We start from the raw sequence: 15,339 nt of genomic DNA on the forward strand, positions 1-15,339 counted from the left end.
CGACGCGGCTCGCGGGAATCAGACTGGCACCATGTCGAAGATGAGGTGTCACACCGTGGTGGACAGCCCGGTCGGGAAGCTCACGCTGGTCGCGACGGACGGCGTGCTGAGCGGCCTGTACATGGAGCAGCAGCGGCACCGCCCGCAGCAGGAGACGTTCGGCCACTGGGACGGTGAACCGTTCGGCGAGGTCGTCAAGGAGCTCGACGAGTACTTCGCCGGTGACCGGACCACGTTCGACGTGCCGGTCACCTTCCACGGCACGGACTTCCAGCGCACAGTGTGGCAAGCGCTGTGCGACATCCCGTACGGCGAAACGGTTTCCTACGGCGAGCTGGCGCTGCGGCTCGGCAAGACGCTGACCGCGTCCCGTGCGGTCGGCCTGGCCAACGGCAAGAACCCGATCAGCATCATCGTGCCGTGTCACCGGGTGGTCGGCTCGACCGGCGACCTGACCGGCTACGGCGGCGGGATCGAGCGCAAGCGGTTCCTGCTGGACTTCGAACGCGGCGACACGCTGTCATACAACTAGCGGCCTACAACTGCAGCGGGGCCGAGCCGAAGGCCACGTTGAACCGGTCACACCAGATGACCACGCTGCGCAGGCCGTCGAGCGAGGTCCCCGGTGGGATGACGTAGTTCTGGTTGCCGTGGGTCGCCTTGAGCGAGCCGAGCTTGACCTGGCGGCCGTCGTCGTATTTGAACCAGTCGCCGCCCGCGGCCGCGTCGGTCAGCCAGACGTGCAGGTCCGGTCCATCCGATGAGGACAGCCCGGTCAGCCGCAGCACCCGTTGCCCGTCCCGCAGTTCGAGCACGGCGGCCTGACCGGACGTGGCGTGCTCCTGCGCGACGAACGACCCGGACGCCAGTTGCCTCGGTCCGGCGGGTGCCGCGGGAGCACTGGACGTGCTGGAGGTCTGGGCCGTGCCGGGCGGGGCGGTGGCGGCGACCGGCAGCGCCTCGTCGATCGTGCTGCTGGTGAACAGCCGCCACGGCTGGAACGCCCACAGCGCGAACGCCCCCGCGACCGCGACCACGGTCAGCGCCGCCCAGGTGATCTTCCTCCGAAACAGTGCTCGCATACGTCCATTAGAAGGCCCATGGCGGCTGAAAGGCGGCGAAACGCCCTTACCGGATTCTTACAACACTCTTGGCGGTGGCCGGGGTGGGTACCCCCTGGTAATTTCCGCGCGCATGAGGTGGATGGGTGCTTTATCCAGTGTGTCGTGCGCAGCCGTGTTGCTCATCACGGCTGTGGCACCAGCGAACGCTGCTCCGGACGGATCCCACGGACCGAAGTGGCAGCTCACCCCGACCGGGTCGGAGGCACGGCTGCGCGGCTTGTCCGTCGTGGACGGCCGCACGGCGTGGGCGAGCGGGAGCCTCGGCACGGTCCTGCGGACCACCGACGGCGGCCGGACGTGGGCCAAGGTCGGCCCGCCCGGCACCGAGACCCTGGAGTTCCGCGACATCGAGGCGTTCGACGCGGACAACGCCGTCGCGCTGAGCATCGGCGAGAGCCAGAAGTCCCGGATCTACAGCACGACCGACGGCGGCAGGACCTGGGCCGAGTCCTTCCGCAACACCGACGAGAAAGCGTTCTACGACTGCATCGGCTTCTTCGACCGGCGCAACGGCCTCGCGCTGAGCGACCCGGTCGACGGCAAGTTCCGCGTCCTGTCGACCAACGACGGCGGCAAGAGCTGGAAAGTACTGCCCACCAACGGAATGCCCGCGGCGCAGCCGAAGGAGTTCGCGTTCGCCGCGAGCGGCCAGTGCCTGGTCACCTCGGGACCGAAGGACGCGTGGATCGCGACCGGCGGCGACGCCAAAGCACGAGCCTTCCACACCAGGGACCGGGGCCTGACCTGGACCGTGAGCGACACCCCGCTGCAGAGCGGGCCGAGCGCGGGCGTGTTCTCGCTGGCGTTCCGCGACTCGCGGACAGGTGTCGCGGTCGGCGGCGACTTCGACCCGGTCAACCCGACCAAGGACGCGGCGGCGCGCACGAGCGACGGCGGCAAGTCGTGGACGAAGTCCGCGCGGGCACCGAAGGGCTACCGCTCCGGCGCCACCTACGTGCCGTACCTGCCGTTCGCGATCCTCGCGGTCGGGCCGACCGGCAGCGACGTGAGCCTCGACAACGGCAACCGCTGGTTCCAGTTCGACTCCGGCAGTTTCGACACCGTCGACTGCGGCAGGGACGCCTCCTGCTGGGCCGCCGGTGAGAAGGGACGCGTCGCCAAGCTCACCCTGAGGTAACCGGAAAACCGATTGGCGGAGGACTGTGGCTGAGCTACAGTCCTCCGCTGTGTTCCCGATGTCCGACTTCGCGACGCTCGCAGGCTTGAACCTGCTGAGCGCGTTGTCGGCATCCGTGTTGGCAGCACTGGATAGCTGACCCTCCTCCCCTCCGCACCTTCCTGCGCGGAACCCGAGGAGGAGGGTTGCCGGCTTCGCGGGTTCCGCGTCCAGCTTCCAGGAAATCCAGGGAACAATGAGCAAGCAGCTTTACGTGCGCAGCAAGCCGCACGTCAACATCGGCACGATGGGTCACGTCGACCACGGCAAGACCACGCTGACCGCCGCGATCACCAAGGTGCTCGCGCGCGACGGTGCGGGCACGAAGTACGTGGCCTTCGACAAGATCGACCGTGCGCCCGAGGAGATCGCCCGGGGCATCACGATCAACATCTCGCACGTCGAGTACGAGACGCCGGCGAGGCACTACGCCCACGTCGACATGCCGGGGCACGCCGACTACGTCAAGAACATGATCACCGGCGCCGCCCAGCTCGACGGCGTGATCCTGGTCGTGTCCGCCGAGGACGGCTCCATGCCGCAGACCCGTGAGCACGTGGTGCTCGCGCGGCGGATCGGCGTCGAGCACATCGTGGTCGCGCTGAACAAGGCGGACATGGTGGCCGACGGCGACCTGCTCGACCTGGTCGAGTTGGAGGTCCGTGAGCTGCTCAGCCGCTACGGCTTCGACGGCGACTCGGTCCCGGTCGTGCGCGTCTCCGGCCTGAAGGCGCTGGAGGGCGACCCGGGGTGGGAGCAGAAGGTCGTGGAGTTGCTTGCGGCGGTGGACGAGCACGTGCCGACTCCGGTGCGGCGTCTCGACCTGCCGTTCCTGATGCCGGTGGAGAACACGATGACCATCACCGGTCGCGGCACGGTCGTGACCGGTGCGGTGGAGCAGGGCACGATCAAGCTCGGCGACACCGTCGAGGTGGTCGGCCTGGACGAGACGTTCTCGAGCGTGGTGACCGGGCTGGAGATGTTCGGCAAGTCGCTGGAGCGGGCCGAGGCGGGTGACAACGCCGCGGTGCTGCTGCGTGGCGTCAAGCGCGACCAGATCCGGCGCGGCCAGGTGCTGGCGCTGCCGGGCAGCGTCACGCCGCACCGGCGGTTCCGGGCGGACGCGTACGTGCTGACCGAGCAGGAAGGCGGGCGGCGCAAGCCGATCCACGACAACTACCGGCCGCAGTTCCACTTCAGGACCAGTGACGTGCCTGGCGCGCTGACGCTCGGCACGGCGATGGTCCTGCCGGGTGACAGTGCCGAGTTCGTCGTCGACCTCGGCAAGCCGGTGGCGCTGAGCAAGGGCCAGGGTTTCGCCATCCGCGAGGGCGGCCTGACCGTGGCCGCGGGCACCGTGGCGGAGATCCTCGACTGAGAAGAACACTCGTGAGTGGTTGGTCCGGTTAGAACCGGACCAACCACTCACGAGCTTTACTGGCCGATCTTGGCGCCGAAGGCTTGCAGCGGCTCGGTGACCGGTTGGAAGAACGTCACGCCACCGGCCGTGCAGTTGCCGGATCCGCCCGAGGTCAGTCCGAGCGCGGTGCCGTCCTGGGTGAACAGCGGGCCGCCGCTGTCGCCGGGTTCGGCGCACACCGTGGTCTGGATGAGCCCGGTGACCCGGCCTTCCGGGTAGTTCACGGCGGCGTTCAACGCGGTCACCCGGCCACCGTTCAGCCCGGTCGTGCTGCCCATCCGCAGGACGTTCTGGTTCACGCGCGCGTTCGCGGCCCGCGTGATCTGCACGATCCGCCCGCCGCCGGTGTCCACGGCGCTCGGCGCCTGGGTGCCGACGTTGTTGTACGACAGCAAGGCGAAGTCCCCGTTTCCGGGGAACGTCGACGACTGGACGGTGGCGACAGCCCGGCCGCCCTGCGCGGTCGACCAGTTCCGCCCGCCCGCCGTGCAGTGGCCCGCGGTGAGGATGCCGGGCGCGCCGTTGCTCATGGTCACGTTGAACCCGAGCGAACACCGTGCCCCACCGGCGAAGATCGCGTCACCACCTTCGGCGAACAGGCTGAACTTGCCGGGCGCCCGCTGCACCTTCACCTTGTCGTTGCTGTGGGACACCAGCGCGCTCCACCGGTCGGTGTCGACGGTGCTGTCCGCGGTGACCAGGGTCTGGCCGGTGTCGGGGTCGACCGCCCACGCGGTGCCGGTCATCCCGCGCATCTCGTCCAGGCTCGGCACGGCCCGGGAGTCCTTGGCACTGGCCTGGGGGATGGTGAAGGCCGCCGCTGCCGCCACGGCGATGCCCGCCGCCGCGATGATGACCTTCTTCCTGGTGATCTTCCTGTGCGTGTTGCGCATCCGATGCCCTTCCCGAAGTAAGCGCCTCACCACCCATACGAGTGGTTGGCGGGGTTCGGTTCAGCTCATTCGCGGCCTCTTCGCCGGATCACCAGATGCGCCGAGTCCACGCGGGGGACCGGGCGGAAGTCGGTGCGGCGGATCCGTCCCGCGACCCGCAACTCGTATTTCTCGGACCACTTGGCGGTTTCCGGGGTCCGCGCGGCCACGATCCGCTGGGCGAAGCCCCATTCGACCACCAGGTCGGCGGCGGCGAGCGAACGCCGCCGCCGGTTGAGCAGCCGCCGGAGCAGCACAGTGGACAGTGCGAACGGGATGTTGGCCACGACGGAGAAGTCCCGGCCGGGCAACGGCACCGTGCGCAGGTCGGCGTGCACCACCTTGACGAGCGGCTGGTCGGCGAATCGCCGGGTGAGTCTGTGGACGAACGCCACGTCCCGTTCGACAGCGAGGACGCGGGCCCCGGTCGCGGCCAGTGGCGCGGTGATCGTGCCGGGACCGGCTCCGAAGTCGATCACCAGGTCGTCCGGCCCGACCCCGGACGACCGGATCAGCCGCCGGATGACGGCGTGTGCGGACAGGACGTGGACACCCGTGCGGGCGTGGGGAAGCATGTGTCGGCTCCAGCGCGGAACAGAGGGTTCGGATGAGCGCTGTTGTTCGGAGGCGACAACGACCCGCCGAGCCGGGTGAACCGGGCTCAGCTGGAGATCAGCAGGTGGGGACGAAGGTCGCGCGCCTCAGCGGCGCCGCAACCTGCTCGCGCAGAAACATGCCACGTCCCCGACGTTATCAATCAGGCACAACCGGTTTTCCGCCCGACGGGATACTGTTACCGGCGGGTATGAAGGGAGCGTCCAGTGGCGGACATGGCAGCGCGGCTGTCCGGGATCGTGGGAGCCGATCACCTGCTGACAGGCGAGGCGATCGGCGAGGACTACGCGCACGACGAGGCATTGAGCAACGACCCGGTGAAACCGGCGTACGTCGCACTGCCCGAGACGGCCGACCAGGTCGCGCAGCTGCTGAAAACCGCCACTGAGCTGGGGATCCCGGTCACCGCGCGCGGTTCGGGCTCCGGCCTGTCCGGCGCGGCGCGGCCTCGCGAGGACGGGCTGCTGGTGTCGTTCGAGCGGATGGCCGCGATCCTGGAGATCGACACCGAGAACCACGTCGCCGTGGTGCAGCCGGGCGTGAGCCTGGAGGACCTGGACGGCAAGCTGGCCGAGCACGGCCTGGTGTACCCGGTCTACCCCGGGGAGCTCAGCGCGAGCATCGGCGGCAACGTCGGCACGAACGCGGGCGGGATGCGTGCCATCAAGTACGGCGTCACCCGCAACAACGTCCTTGGCCTGGAAGCCGCCCTGGCCACGGGTGAGCTGATCCGCACCGGCGGGAAGTTCGTCAAGGCGAGCACCGGCTACGACCTCACCCAGCTGATCATCGGTTCCGAGGGCACGCTGGCGCTGGTGACCGAGGCCGTGCTGAAACTCCAGCCGCGCCTGCCGCACCAGGGCACGGTGCTGGCGCCGTTCGCCGACCTCGACGAGGTGGCGCGGGCGGTGCCGAAGGTCGTGGCCAGCGGCTTGGGCCCGTTGATCGTGGAGTACATCGACGGCCTGACCATGGGCGCGATCACCTACCGCGCCCAGTTGCAGCTCGGGATTCCCGACGAGGTCAAGGAGACCGCGCACGCGTACCTGGTCGTCCAGTTGGAGAGCCGGACCGCCGACCGGCTGGACGAGGACGTCGCCGAAGTCGGTGAACTGCTGTCGGGCCTGGGCGCCAAGGACGTCTACGTCCTGGAGGGCACGGCCGCGGGCAAGCTGATCGACGCGCGGGAGAAGGCGTTCTGGGCGGCCAAGGAAGCGGGCGCCGACGACATCATCGACACGGTGATCCCGCGTGCGTCGCTGCCGCAGTTCATGGAACGCGTCCGCGCCATCGCACAGGAGAACAACACGTTCGTCATCGGCTGCGGGCACGCCGGTGACGGCAACGTGCACCTCGCCGTGCTGCAGAAGGACAGCGAGGTACGCGAACGCGTGCTGCACGGCCTGTTCGAGGCGGGCGTGCACCTGGGCGGCGCGATCTCCGGTGAGCACGGCATCGGCCGCAAGCACGCCGAGCGGTTCGCCGCGCTGACCGATCCGGCCAAAGTGGACTTGATGCGGCGGATCAAGACCGCGTTCGACCCGGCCGGCGTCCTCAACCCCGGTGTCCTTTTCGACTGAGTTGGAGTTCGCGAGACCATGAACGGCGCACAGGCCCTCCTCCGCACGCTCGTCGACGCGGGCGTGACCGTCTGCTTCGGCAACCCGGGCACCTCCGAGATGCACTTCGTCGCCGCGTTGGACGCCGTCCCCGAGATGCGCGGCGTCCTCGGGCTGTTCGAAGGCGCGGTGACCGGCGCGGCCGACGGCTACGCCCGGATGGCCGGGAAACCAGCCGCGACGCTGCTGCACCTGGGCCCGGGTCTGGCCAACGGCCTGGCGAACCTGCACAACGCGCGCCGCGCGCGGACCGGGATCGTCAACGTCGTCGGCGACCACGCGACGTACCACAAGCAGTACGACGCCCCGCTGGAGTCGGACATCGAGTCGCTGTCCGGCACGGTCGGCTGGACCAGGACCAGCGCGTCCACCGAGGCTCTCGCCGCGGACGCCGCTGAAGCCGTGGCAGTGGCGCGGTCGGGACGGATCGCCACGCTGATCCTGCCCGCGGACATCTCGTGGGGCGATGGCGGCAAGCCCGCGGCGCCGCTGGACGCCCCGGTCCGGCCGACTGTCGCCGACAACGTGGTGCAGTCGATCGTCGACGTGCTGCGGTCCGGCGAGTCGACCGTGATCCTGCTGGGCAACGTGGGCACGCGCGAGCGCGCGATCCGCGCGGCCAACCGGATCTCCCAGGCCACGGGCGTGAAACTGTTCGCCGAGACCTTCCCGGCGCGCATCGAGCGTGGCGCCGGTGTGCCCGCTCTCGAACGACTCGGCTACCTGGCCGAGCAGGTCACCTGGCAGTTGACCGATGTGCGCGACCTGGTGCTGGCCGGGACGAAGTCCCCGGTGTCGTTCTTCGCCTACCCCGGCAAGCCCAGCGACCTCGTACCCGACGACTGCAAGGTCCACGTGCTCGCCGAGCCGGGCGACGACATCACGGCGGCACTGGAAGCCGTCGCCGCGATCGTTGCGCCGGATGTCGAGCCCGTGCTGCAGGCCGAGAACCGGCCCGAACTGCCCACCGGTGAGCTGACCCCGCAGAACTGGGTGGACGTGATCGGCGCGCTGCTGCCGGAGAACGCCGTCATCATCGACGAGTCGAACACCTCGGGCCTGCTGCTGCCGACCGCGACCGCCGGTGCGCCCAAGCACGACGTGCTGACGCTGACCGGTGGCTCCATCGGTTTCGGCCTGCCCAACGCGGTCGGCGCCGCGGTCGCGTGCCCGGACCGCCCGGTGATCTGCCTGCAGGCCGACGGCAGCGCGATGTACACCGCGTCCGCGTTGTGGACGATGGCCCGCGAGAACCTGAACGTCACCACTGTGGTCCTGTCGAACCGCTCGTACGCGATCCTCAAGCTGGAGCTGCAGCGGGTCGGCGCGGAGAGCACCGGGCCCAAGGCGCTGGACTGGCTCGACCTGTCCCGCCCGGACCTGGACTTCGTGGCACTGGCCACCGGCATGGGCATCCCGGCGACCCGTGCCACGACCGCCGAGGAGCTGGCCGAGCAGTTCCGTGCGGCGCAAGGCAAGGAAGGGCCGCACGTTATCGAGGCGATCGTGCCGACTTTGTTCTGAACGTAGCAACGAAGACCATCATCTGGGATTCGTTGACGCTGCGTCGAAGCCGTCCGTAGCGTCCGGCGCCATGTCGCGCTTTGAAGTCCGGCATGTTCACATGAGCGATCCGCTCGTGGAACCGCTGCTCGAGGACCTCGTGCGGGAGTACACCGGACGCTACGGACGGCTGCACGAGGACCTGAAAACCTATCCCGCCGACCGGTTCGCCCCACCGGACGGGGCGTTCGTGCTGCTGGTCGAGAACGACGCGGCCATCGCGGGCGGCGCGTTCCAGCGCTACTCCGGCGACACCGCCGAACTCAAACGGATCTGGACGCACTCCGCGCACCGCAGGCGCGGCCTCGCCGCCGTCGTGGTCGCCGAGCTGGAACGCGAGGCGGTGAAACGGGGATATACCAGGATTTTCCTGACCACCGGTCCGCGTCAGCCCGAGGCGCGGGATCTCTACCTGGCGACCGGATACCATCCTCTGTTCGATGTGGACAGTCCACCTGCTGAGAAGCCGTTGCCGTTCCACAAACTCCTGCCCGTGCCGAGCGTGCCATGAGTACCGCGACGCGCGCGCCGGAGGTCGAGGAGGAATCCGCGTTACGGGTGGTGCCGGTACGGCATCCCTGGCGCTGGGTGTTCAGCGCCGTGGTCCTCGTGCTGCTGGCGATGGCCGGGCACGCGCTGGTCACCAACACGGCGTTCGACTGGCCGACCTTCGCCGACTACGTCTTCTACCCGTCGGTGCTGGAAGCCGTGTTGCTGACGATCGAGCTGACCGCGCTGGGCATCGTCATCGGTTTCGTGCTGGGCACGGTGTTCGCGTTGATGCGCATGTCGTCGAGCCCGCTGCTGCGTGCCGTCAGCTGGGCGTACATCTGGATTTTCCGTTCCGTGCCACTGATCCTGCAGCTGCTGTTCTGGTACAACCTGGCCATCCTGTACAACCAGCTGTCGTTCGGGATCCCGTTCGGGCCGTCGTTCTTCTCGGTCGGCACCCAGGACCTGATCCCGCCGCTGGCAGCCGCAGCGCTCGGGTTGTCGCTGCACCAGGCGGCGTACTCGGCGGAGATCGTGCGGTCGGGTTTCATCAGCGTCGACGCCGGGCAACGGGAAGCCGCGGCGGCACTGGGCATCCCGCGGCGCCGTCAGTTCTTCCGGATCGTGCTGCCGCAGGCGATGCGCACGATCGTCCCGGCCGCGGCCAACGAGATCATCGGCATGGTCAAGGGCACGTCGGTCGTCTACATCATGGCCCTGCCCGAGCTGTTCTACCAGGTGCAGGTGATCTACACCCGCAACGGCCGGGTCATCCCGCTGCTGCTCGTGGCCACGTTCTGGTACCTGCTGATCACCTCGGTCCTGTCGATCGTGCAGCACTACGTCGAGCGGCACTACGGGAAGGGCGTCCGGCGCTGATGCTGCGTATCCAAGGTGTGCACAAGAGTTTCGGCGCGCTGCACGTGTTGCGTGGCATCACACTCGACGTGGCGGCGGGCGAGGTCACCGTGATCATCGGCGCCTCGGGTTCCGGCAAGTCGACGTTGCTGCGCGCGATCAACCACCTCGAACGGCTCGACCGCGGCTTCGTCAGCGTGGACGGCGACCTGATCGGCTACCGGCGTTCCGGCAACAAGCTCCACGAGCTCAGAGAAGCCGAGATCCTCAAGCAGCGCCGGGGGATCGGGTTCGTGTTCCAGAACTTCAACCTGTTCACGAACCTCACCGTGATCGAGAACGTGGTGGAGTCGCCACGGCTGTCCAGAGCCGACGGCCTCGCGCTGCTCGACCGCGTCGGCCTCGTGGACAAGGCGGACGCGTACCCGAGGCAGCTGTCCGGCGGCCAGCAGCAGCGGGTGGCGATCGCACGGGCCCTCGCCCTGCGCCCCAAGCTGCTGCTGTTCGACGAGCCCACCTCGGCGCTCGACCCCGAACTGGTCAACGAGGTGCTGGACGTGATCAAGGACCTGGCCCGCGGCGGCACCACGATGGTCGTGGTCACCCACGAGATCGGATTCGCGCGCGAGGTCGCCGACACCGTCGTGTTCATGGACGAAGGCCAGATCGTCGAACAGGGCACGCCCGCGGACGTGCTGGACAACCCCCGCGAGGAACGCACCCGTGCCTTCCTCAGCAAGGTCCTGTAGAAGGAGATCCCCTCATGCGGCGCATCGCGCTCCTGTTGGCCTCACTCGTGGCGTTGTCCGCGTGTGGCGGACCGGCCGACGCTGGAAAACCCGCGCAGAACAAGGCGGGTGTGAACACCAGCCCCGACCAGAATCGGGTCAGGGCGACCAAGAACGAGCAGATCGCGGCGAAGGTGCCGCAGGCGATCAGGGACCGGGGCGAACTCGTCGTCGGTGTCGACGGCAAGGGCTCACCTCCGTTGACGTTCCGCGCGGACGACGACAAGACCCCGGTCGGCGTGGAGACCGACATCGCCCAGCTCGTCGCCGACACGCTCGGCCTCAAGCTGCGCTTCGAACCCACCTCGTGGGAGAACCTGTTCCTGTCAGTGGAATCCGGCCAGTACGACGTCGGGTTCTCCAACATCACCGTGACCGAGGAACGCAAGGACAAGTACGACTTCGCCACCTACCGCGTGGACACCATCGCCTTCGAGACCAGTACCGGCAACAACATCACCGTCTCGGGGCCCAAGGACATCGCGGGTCGCCGGGTGGCTGTCACCTCCGGTACGAACCAGGAACAGATCCTGCTGCGCTGGGACGCGGCCAACAAGGCGGCGGGCCTCAAACCGGTCGAGTTCCAGTACTACACCAACGCCTCGGACCGCTACCTCGCGCTGAAGTCGGGCCGGATCGAGCTGTACGTCGGCCCCTACCCCGGTTCGGCGTACCACGCGAAGGTCTCCGGGGAGACCAAGATCGTCGGTCAGGTGTCCGGCGGCGGCGAGATCCCCGCCCAGATCGCGGGCATGACCAAGAAGGGCAGCGGACTGGTCACGCCGGTGGCCGACGCGCTGAACGAGCTGATCAAGAACGGCGAGTACGCCGAGGTGCTGGCCCGCTGGAACCTCGCCAACGAGGCGATCACCCGCTCCGAGATCAACCCGCCGGGGCTGCCGCGCAAGTGACCTGCGGTTTTGACTGATCGGTCGATACCGGGCGTCAGCCTTTCGGCTAACGGGGGTCTGTACTTCGGGTGGATGTCCGAGCACGCTGCGTAGTGCACGGTGAGCCCATGGGGAACACACTGATCCGACTCGCGGCTTTGACGCTGACAGGCGTGACCCTGGCAGGCACAGTCGCGAGCGCGCACAGCCACCGAGGCGGCGACTGGCCGACGTGGCAGGGGGACAAGGCCGGGTCACGGCACAACCCGGCTGAGTTCCGCATCACCCCGGCCAACGTCGGCAAGCTGGAGCTGAAGTGGGCCTTCGCGTACCCGAAGACGGGCGTGGTGGCCAAGAGCCAGCCCGCCGTGGTCGACGGCACCGCGTTCTTCGGCGGTCCCGACGGCACGTTCTACGCGCTCGACGCCAAGAGCGGCAAGACGAAGTGGACCTTCGACCTGGCGTCGGTGGACCCGTCGCAGCGGGTGGTGCTCGACGGCCCCGCGGTCGCACGCGGCAAGGTCTACTTCGGCGACAGCGGCGGCTACATGTACGCACTGGACCAGAGGACCGGGAAACTGGTGTGGGCCAAGGACACCGAGCCACACCCGACAGGCATGCACACCAGTTCACCGCTGTACCACGACGGCCGGATCTACGTCGGCGCGTCCAGCGCCGAGAACCTCGGCGACAAGAACTACCCGTGTTGCACGTTCCGCGGCCACATCGACTCGCTGGACGCCGACACCGGTGAGGTCGTCTGGCGCCACTACACGGTTCCCGAGCCCAAGGAGGTGGGCACGTACCCGAGCGGCGCGAAGAAGTTCGAGCCATCCGGCGCGGGCGTGTGGAGCTCGCCCGTGATCGACGAACGGACCGGCACGCTGTACGTCGGAACGGGCCAGAACTACACCGGCAGCGCGGGCGACTTCGACAGCCTGCTGGCGTTGGACGCCCGGAGTGGCGCCGTGCGGTGGAAGCAGCAGGTGACCAAAGCGGACACCTGGCGTGACCTGTGCAACCAGCCCGATCCGGAAGGCTACTGCCCGGGGCTCAAGGACGGCACGAACCTCGACTACGACATCGGCGCTACCCCGAACATCTTCCGCGTCAAGGGCCGCACGTACGTCGGCGTGGGCCAGAAGAGCGGTGTTTACCACGCGTTCGACGCCACGACCGGTGACGTGAAGTGGCGCCGCCAGCTGGGCGTCCCGCTTCCGAGTGGCGGAATCTCCGGAATCCAGTGGGGATCCTCGTACGACGGTGACAAGCTCTACATCGCCACGTACTTCGCCGAACCGGGCACGTTGTTCGCCGTCAAACCGGAAACCGGGCAGGTGCTGTGGAAGACACCCAACCCCGCCAACGGATGCGACTGGGGTGGAGCAGCGCAGCACAAGGACATCTGCACCCCGGCGCACGGCCCCGCGGCGACCTCGACACCGGGTCTCGTGTGGGAGGGCAGCAACGACGGCAAGATGCGTGCGTACTCCGCACGTGACGGCAAAGTGTTGTGGGAGTACGACACCGTGCGTGACTTCCAGGGCGTGAACGGCCTGACCGGACACGGCAGCGCGATCTCGGGCAGCGGCGGTGCCGTTGTCTCGAACGGAATGCTGTACATCCAATCGGGCTATTACCCCTTCTACCCGAGCGAACACGGGAATGTGCTGTTGGCGTTCGGTTTGAAGTAGCGTGAGGGAGTGACCTCACTCCCGGCCGGCGCCACCACGGACGACCCGGACGTGCTCGACGCGTACCGGACCGACCGGGCCACTTTCTGCCCCAGTGGCACACCGCGGGCGCTGGTCAGGGCGAGGTCGCTGGAGGACGTGGTCCAGACGCTGCGGTGGGCGCACGAGCACGGCGTGCCGGTCGTCCCGCAGGGCACGCGTACCGGGTTGTCCGGTGGCGCGAACGCGCTCGACGGCTGCGTCCTGCTGAACGTGGAGAAACTCGACCGGATCGTCGAGATCGACGTCGAGGAGCAGATCGCCGTGGTCCAGCCTGGCGTCATCAACGCCACGCTGGCCGCGGCGGTCGCGGAGAAGGGGCTCTACTACCCGCCGGATCCGGGGTCCAAGGACATCTCGTCGATCGGCGGGAACGTCGCGACCAACGCGGGTGGCATGTGCTGCCTGAAGTACGGCGTGACGGGCGACTTCGTCCGCGCCCTCCAGGTGGTGCTCGCGGACGGGCGTGTGATGCGTACCGGACGGCGGACCGCCAAGGGCGTCGCGGGTTATGACCTGACCCGGCTGTTCGTCGGGTCCGAAGGAACGCTCGGAGTGGTCACCGAAGTGACAGTGGCGTTGCGCCCGGCCACAGCCCGGCCGTTGGCGGCGATCGCGTTCTTCGACACCACCGCGGACGCCTGCCGTGCCGTCGCCGACCACCTCGGCGCCGGGATCCGTCCCGCCGCGCTCGAGCTGATGGATGCCGCGACGGTCGCGGCCGTCAACAGGCTCAAGGACCTGGGTTTCCCTGACGGCGTCGGCGCGGTGCTGATCGCCCAGTCCGACGCGGGCACCAGGGCGCCGGAAGAGCTCGCGGCCTTCGAGCTCTCGGCCCGCAAGTGCGCGGCGACCGACGTGATCGTGTCCGACGACCCGGCCGAGGCCGACCTGCTGATGCAGGGCCGCAGGCTGGCCGGGCTGTCGTTCGAGCAGTACCCCGCCACGCTCGTGGACGACGTGTGCGTCCCGCGCCGCAACCTCGCGGCGCTGGTGGACGGCATCGAGCGGATCGCCGCCGAGTACGGCGTGCTGATCGCCACCTGCGGCCACGCGGGCGACGGCAACATGCACCCGGCCGTGCTGTTCGACCACGACCAGGCCGTGGCGGCGCAGCAGGCGTTCGCCGACGTCATGCGACTGGGCCTGGAGCTCGGCGGGACCATCACGGGCGAGCACGGCGTCGGGTTCCTCAAGCGCGAGTGGCTGGCCCGCGAGCTCGACGAGGCCGCGTTGTGGTCGCACCAGCAGATCAAGCAGGCGCTGGACCCGCGCGGGATCCTCAACCCCGGTCGAGTGATCAACTCGACGGCGACTGGACGTACCGAAGTCGATCAAAGATCATTTTAGGTGGGAGAGGTGCCGGCGAGGGAGTTGTTGGCGCGATGCGGACCTTGCGGCGTGAACTGGCGCGGATCTGGGCGTGTGTGACGGATCGGCCGCGCTGGCAGCTGGTCATGGCGTGCGTGGTGTCGGTGTGGTCCCTGGCGTGGGTGGTCGGCCAGGCGATCGCACCGCCGATGGCGCCGTCGGAAGTGCCGAGGGCCCTGCTCGCCTGGGCGGGTGTCCCCGTCGGCTGGCTCGACGCGGTCGGGCAGTGGGCGCGTGAGGATTCCCGGTGGTGGGTGTTCACGGTCTTCGCCGTGGCCGCCGGGCTGCTCTGGGCGGCGACCACGGAACGCGCCCAGCTCACCGCGCTCGCCGGCTGGCTGGCCGTGATGGCGGCGGCCGAGGGGATCGGTTATCACCCGGCGGTCTACCGGGCGATCATCGCGATGGCCGGGTTCATCCTGCTGCTGTGGTTGTTGTCGTTGCCCGGCAAGGTTTCCGTGATGACCAACCGGATCACGCTGGTGCCGCGCGACGTGCTGCGGGCCGGTGCGACCGCGGCTGCGATGGCGGCGATGGTCCCGCTGCTGGCGGTGGGCCTGATCGTCATCCGTTTGCTCCGGCCGTACGTGACGAGGCCGCCCAAAGTCGTAGTCCCGCGCGCCCGGGAGGCCCAGGAAAACCCCAAGACACTCGTTCGAGACTGAAACGCCATCCTTCGACGGGTGTGGCGCACACCACACGGTGGTAGAACTGGAGGCAGAACAGAAGACGTACGTTCTGTTTCCATGGGAGGGTC

The 15,339-nt window shown here is 68.6% G+C and carries 15 protein-coding genes; 12 read left to right on the forward strand and 3 right to left on the reverse strand.

The features are described 5' to 3' along the window. The first annotated feature begins 40 nt into the window (after positions 1 to 40). Positions 41 to 532 carry a methylated-DNA--[protein]-cysteine S-methyltransferase gene (locus AOZ06_RS12345; protein ID WP_054296608.1) on the forward strand — a complete coding sequence of 164 codons (492 nt, stop codon included), beginning with the start codon at positions 41 to 43 and terminating at the stop codon, positions 530 to 532. A gap of 4 nt (positions 533 to 536) precedes the next feature. Here AOZ06_RS12345 and AOZ06_RS12350 read toward each other — a convergent pair whose 3' ends face one another. Continuing rightward, positions 537 to 1,082 carry a DM13 domain-containing protein gene (locus tag AOZ06_RS12350; protein ID WP_083471646.1) on the reverse strand — a complete coding sequence of 182 codons (546 nt, stop codon included), beginning with the start codon at positions 1,080 to 1,082 and terminating at the stop codon, positions 537 to 539. A 172-nt stretch (positions 1,083 to 1,254) separates the two neighbouring features. Here AOZ06_RS12350 and AOZ06_RS12355 point away from each other — a divergent pair, with 172 nt between their 5' ends. Continuing rightward, the gene (locus tag AOZ06_RS12355; RefSeq protein WP_417999949.1) at positions 1,255 to 2,262 is read left to right on the forward strand and encodes a beta propeller repeat protein; all 1,008 of its coding nucleotides are present in this window, start codon (positions 1,255 to 1,257) and stop codon (positions 2,260 to 2,262) included. A gap of 235 nt (positions 2,263 to 2,497) precedes the next feature. Beyond that, positions 2,498 to 3,679 carry an elongation factor Tu gene (tuf, locus tag AOZ06_RS12360; RefSeq protein WP_054289559.1) on the forward strand — a complete coding sequence of 394 codons (1,182 nt, stop codon included), beginning with the start codon at positions 2,498 to 2,500 and terminating at the stop codon, positions 3,677 to 3,679. Positions 3,680 to 3,735: 56 nt separating this feature from the next. Here the strand turns inward: tuf and AOZ06_RS12365 are convergent, their stop codons facing one another. Both AOZ06_RS12365 and AOZ06_RS12370 read right to left on the reverse strand, forming a co-directional pair. Continuing rightward, positions 3,736 to 4,614: a S1 family peptidase gene (locus tag AOZ06_RS12365; protein WP_054289560.1), complete on the reverse strand. Its 879-nt coding sequence runs from the start codon at positions 4,612 to 4,614 to the stop codon at positions 3,736 to 3,738. 65 nt (positions 4,615 to 4,679) lie between these two features. Next, the gene (locus tag AOZ06_RS12370) at positions 4,680 to 5,228 is read right to left on the reverse strand and encodes an rRNA adenine N-6-methyltransferase family protein (RefSeq protein WP_054289561.1); all 549 of its coding nucleotides are present in this window, start codon (positions 5,226 to 5,228) and stop codon (positions 4,680 to 4,682) included. Positions 5,229 to 5,474: 246 nt separating this feature from the next. Between AOZ06_RS12370 and AOZ06_RS12375 the strand changes: the two genes are divergently transcribed. The 9 genes from AOZ06_RS12375 (at position 5,475) to AOZ06_RS12415 (ending at position 15,247) form a co-directional block, all read left to right on the forward strand. Beyond that, the gene (locus AOZ06_RS12375) at positions 5,475 to 6,848 is read left to right on the forward strand and encodes an FAD-binding oxidoreductase (RefSeq protein ID WP_054289562.1); all 1,374 of its coding nucleotides are present in this window, start codon (positions 5,475 to 5,477) and stop codon (positions 6,846 to 6,848) included. 18 nt (positions 6,849 to 6,866) lie between these two features. Continuing rightward, the gene (locus AOZ06_RS12380; RefSeq protein ID WP_054289563.1) at positions 6,867 to 8,411 is read left to right on the forward strand and encodes an acetolactate synthase large subunit; all 1,545 of its coding nucleotides are present in this window, start codon (positions 6,867 to 6,869) and stop codon (positions 8,409 to 8,411) included. Between the two features lie 100 nt (positions 8,412 to 8,511). Beyond that, positions 8,512 to 8,961: a GNAT family N-acetyltransferase gene (locus tag AOZ06_RS12385; RefSeq protein ID WP_225954841.1), complete on the forward strand. Its 450-nt coding sequence runs from the start codon at positions 8,512 to 8,514 to the stop codon at positions 8,959 to 8,961. Continuing rightward, positions 8,958 to 9,821, forward strand: coding sequence for an amino acid ABC transporter permease (locus AOZ06_RS12390; protein ID WP_054289565.1), 864 nt, complete (start codon positions 8,958 to 8,960; stop codon positions 9,819 to 9,821). Before AOZ06_RS12385 ends, AOZ06_RS12390 begins: the two co-directional genes overlap by 4 nt. Continuing rightward, the gene (locus AOZ06_RS12395) at positions 9,821 to 10,549 is read left to right on the forward strand and encodes an amino acid ABC transporter ATP-binding protein (protein ID WP_054289566.1); all 729 of its coding nucleotides are present in this window, start codon (positions 9,821 to 9,823) and stop codon (positions 10,547 to 10,549) included. Before AOZ06_RS12390 ends, AOZ06_RS12395 begins: the two co-directional genes overlap by 1 nt. A gap of 14 nt (positions 10,550 to 10,563) precedes the next feature. Next, complete coding sequence (locus AOZ06_RS12400; RefSeq protein WP_054289567.1) at positions 10,564 to 11,499, forward strand: ABC transporter substrate-binding protein; 936 nt, start codon at positions 10,564 to 10,566, stop codon at positions 11,497 to 11,499. A 107-nt stretch (positions 11,500 to 11,606) separates the two neighbouring features. After that, complete coding sequence (locus AOZ06_RS12405; RefSeq protein ID WP_054289568.1) at positions 11,607 to 13,172, forward strand: outer membrane protein assembly factor BamB family protein; 1,566 nt, start codon at positions 11,607 to 11,609, stop codon at positions 13,170 to 13,172. Between the two features lie 9 nt (positions 13,173 to 13,181). Continuing rightward, a complete protein-coding gene (locus AOZ06_RS12410) occupies positions 13,182 to 14,561 on the forward strand; it encodes an FAD-binding oxidoreductase (protein WP_054289569.1) in 1,380 nt (459 codons plus the stop codon). A 35-nt stretch (positions 14,562 to 14,596) separates the two neighbouring features. Then, positions 14,597 to 15,247: a hypothetical protein gene (locus tag AOZ06_RS12415; RefSeq protein WP_054289570.1), complete on the forward strand. Its 651-nt coding sequence runs from the start codon at positions 14,597 to 14,599 to the stop codon at positions 15,245 to 15,247. The last annotated feature ends 92 nt before the right edge of the window (positions 15,248 to 15,339 follow it).

Source organism: Kibdelosporangium phytohabitans (genome assembly GCF_001302585.1).
GTDB classification, from domain to species: Bacteria; Actinomycetota; Actinomycetes; order Mycobacteriales; family Pseudonocardiaceae; genus Kibdelosporangium; species Kibdelosporangium phytohabitans.

What these genes read in the sequence shown, in the direction of transcription:
- AOZ06_RS12385 (WP_225954841.1), top strand. Translation starts at nt 8,512, where the DNA reads ATGAGCGATCCGCTCGTGGAACCGCTGCTCGAGGACCTCGTGCGGGAG.
- AOZ06_RS12370 (WP_054289561.1), bottom strand. Translation starts at nt 5,228, where the DNA reads ATGCTTCCCCACGCCCGCACGGGTGTCCACGTCCTGTCCGCACACGCC.
- AOZ06_RS12345 (WP_054296608.1), top strand. Translation starts at nt 41, where the DNA reads ATGAGGTGTCACACCGTGGTGGACAGCCCGGTCGGGAAGCTCACGCTG.
- AOZ06_RS12415 (WP_054289570.1), top strand. Translation starts at nt 14,597, where the DNA reads ATGCGGACCTTGCGGCGTGAACTGGCGCGGATCTGGGCGTGTGTGACG.
- AOZ06_RS12380 (WP_054289563.1), top strand. Translation starts at nt 6,867, where the DNA reads ATGAACGGCGCACAGGCCCTCCTCCGCACGCTCGTCGACGCGGGCGTG.
- AOZ06_RS12365 (WP_054289560.1), bottom strand. Translation starts at nt 4,614, where the DNA reads ATGCGCAACACGCACAGGAAGATCACCAGGAAGAAGGTCATCATCGCG.
- AOZ06_RS12400 (WP_054289567.1), top strand. Translation starts at nt 10,564, where the DNA reads ATGCGGCGCATCGCGCTCCTGTTGGCCTCACTCGTGGCGTTGTCCGCG.
- AOZ06_RS12390 (WP_054289565.1), top strand. Translation starts at nt 8,958, where the DNA reads ATGAGTACCGCGACGCGCGCGCCGGAGGTCGAGGAGGAATCCGCGTTA.
- AOZ06_RS12395 (WP_054289566.1), top strand. Translation starts at nt 9,821, where the DNA reads ATGCTGCGTATCCAAGGTGTGCACAAGAGTTTCGGCGCGCTGCACGTG.
- AOZ06_RS12350 (WP_083471646.1), bottom strand. Translation starts at nt 1,082, where the DNA reads ATGCGAGCACTGTTTCGGAGGAAGATCACCTGGGCGGCGCTGACCGTG.
- tuf (WP_054289559.1), top strand. Translation starts at nt 2,498, where the DNA reads ATGAGCAAGCAGCTTTACGTGCGCAGCAAGCCGCACGTCAACATCGGC.
- AOZ06_RS12405 (WP_054289568.1), top strand. Translation starts at nt 11,607, where the DNA reads ATGGGGAACACACTGATCCGACTCGCGGCTTTGACGCTGACAGGCGTG.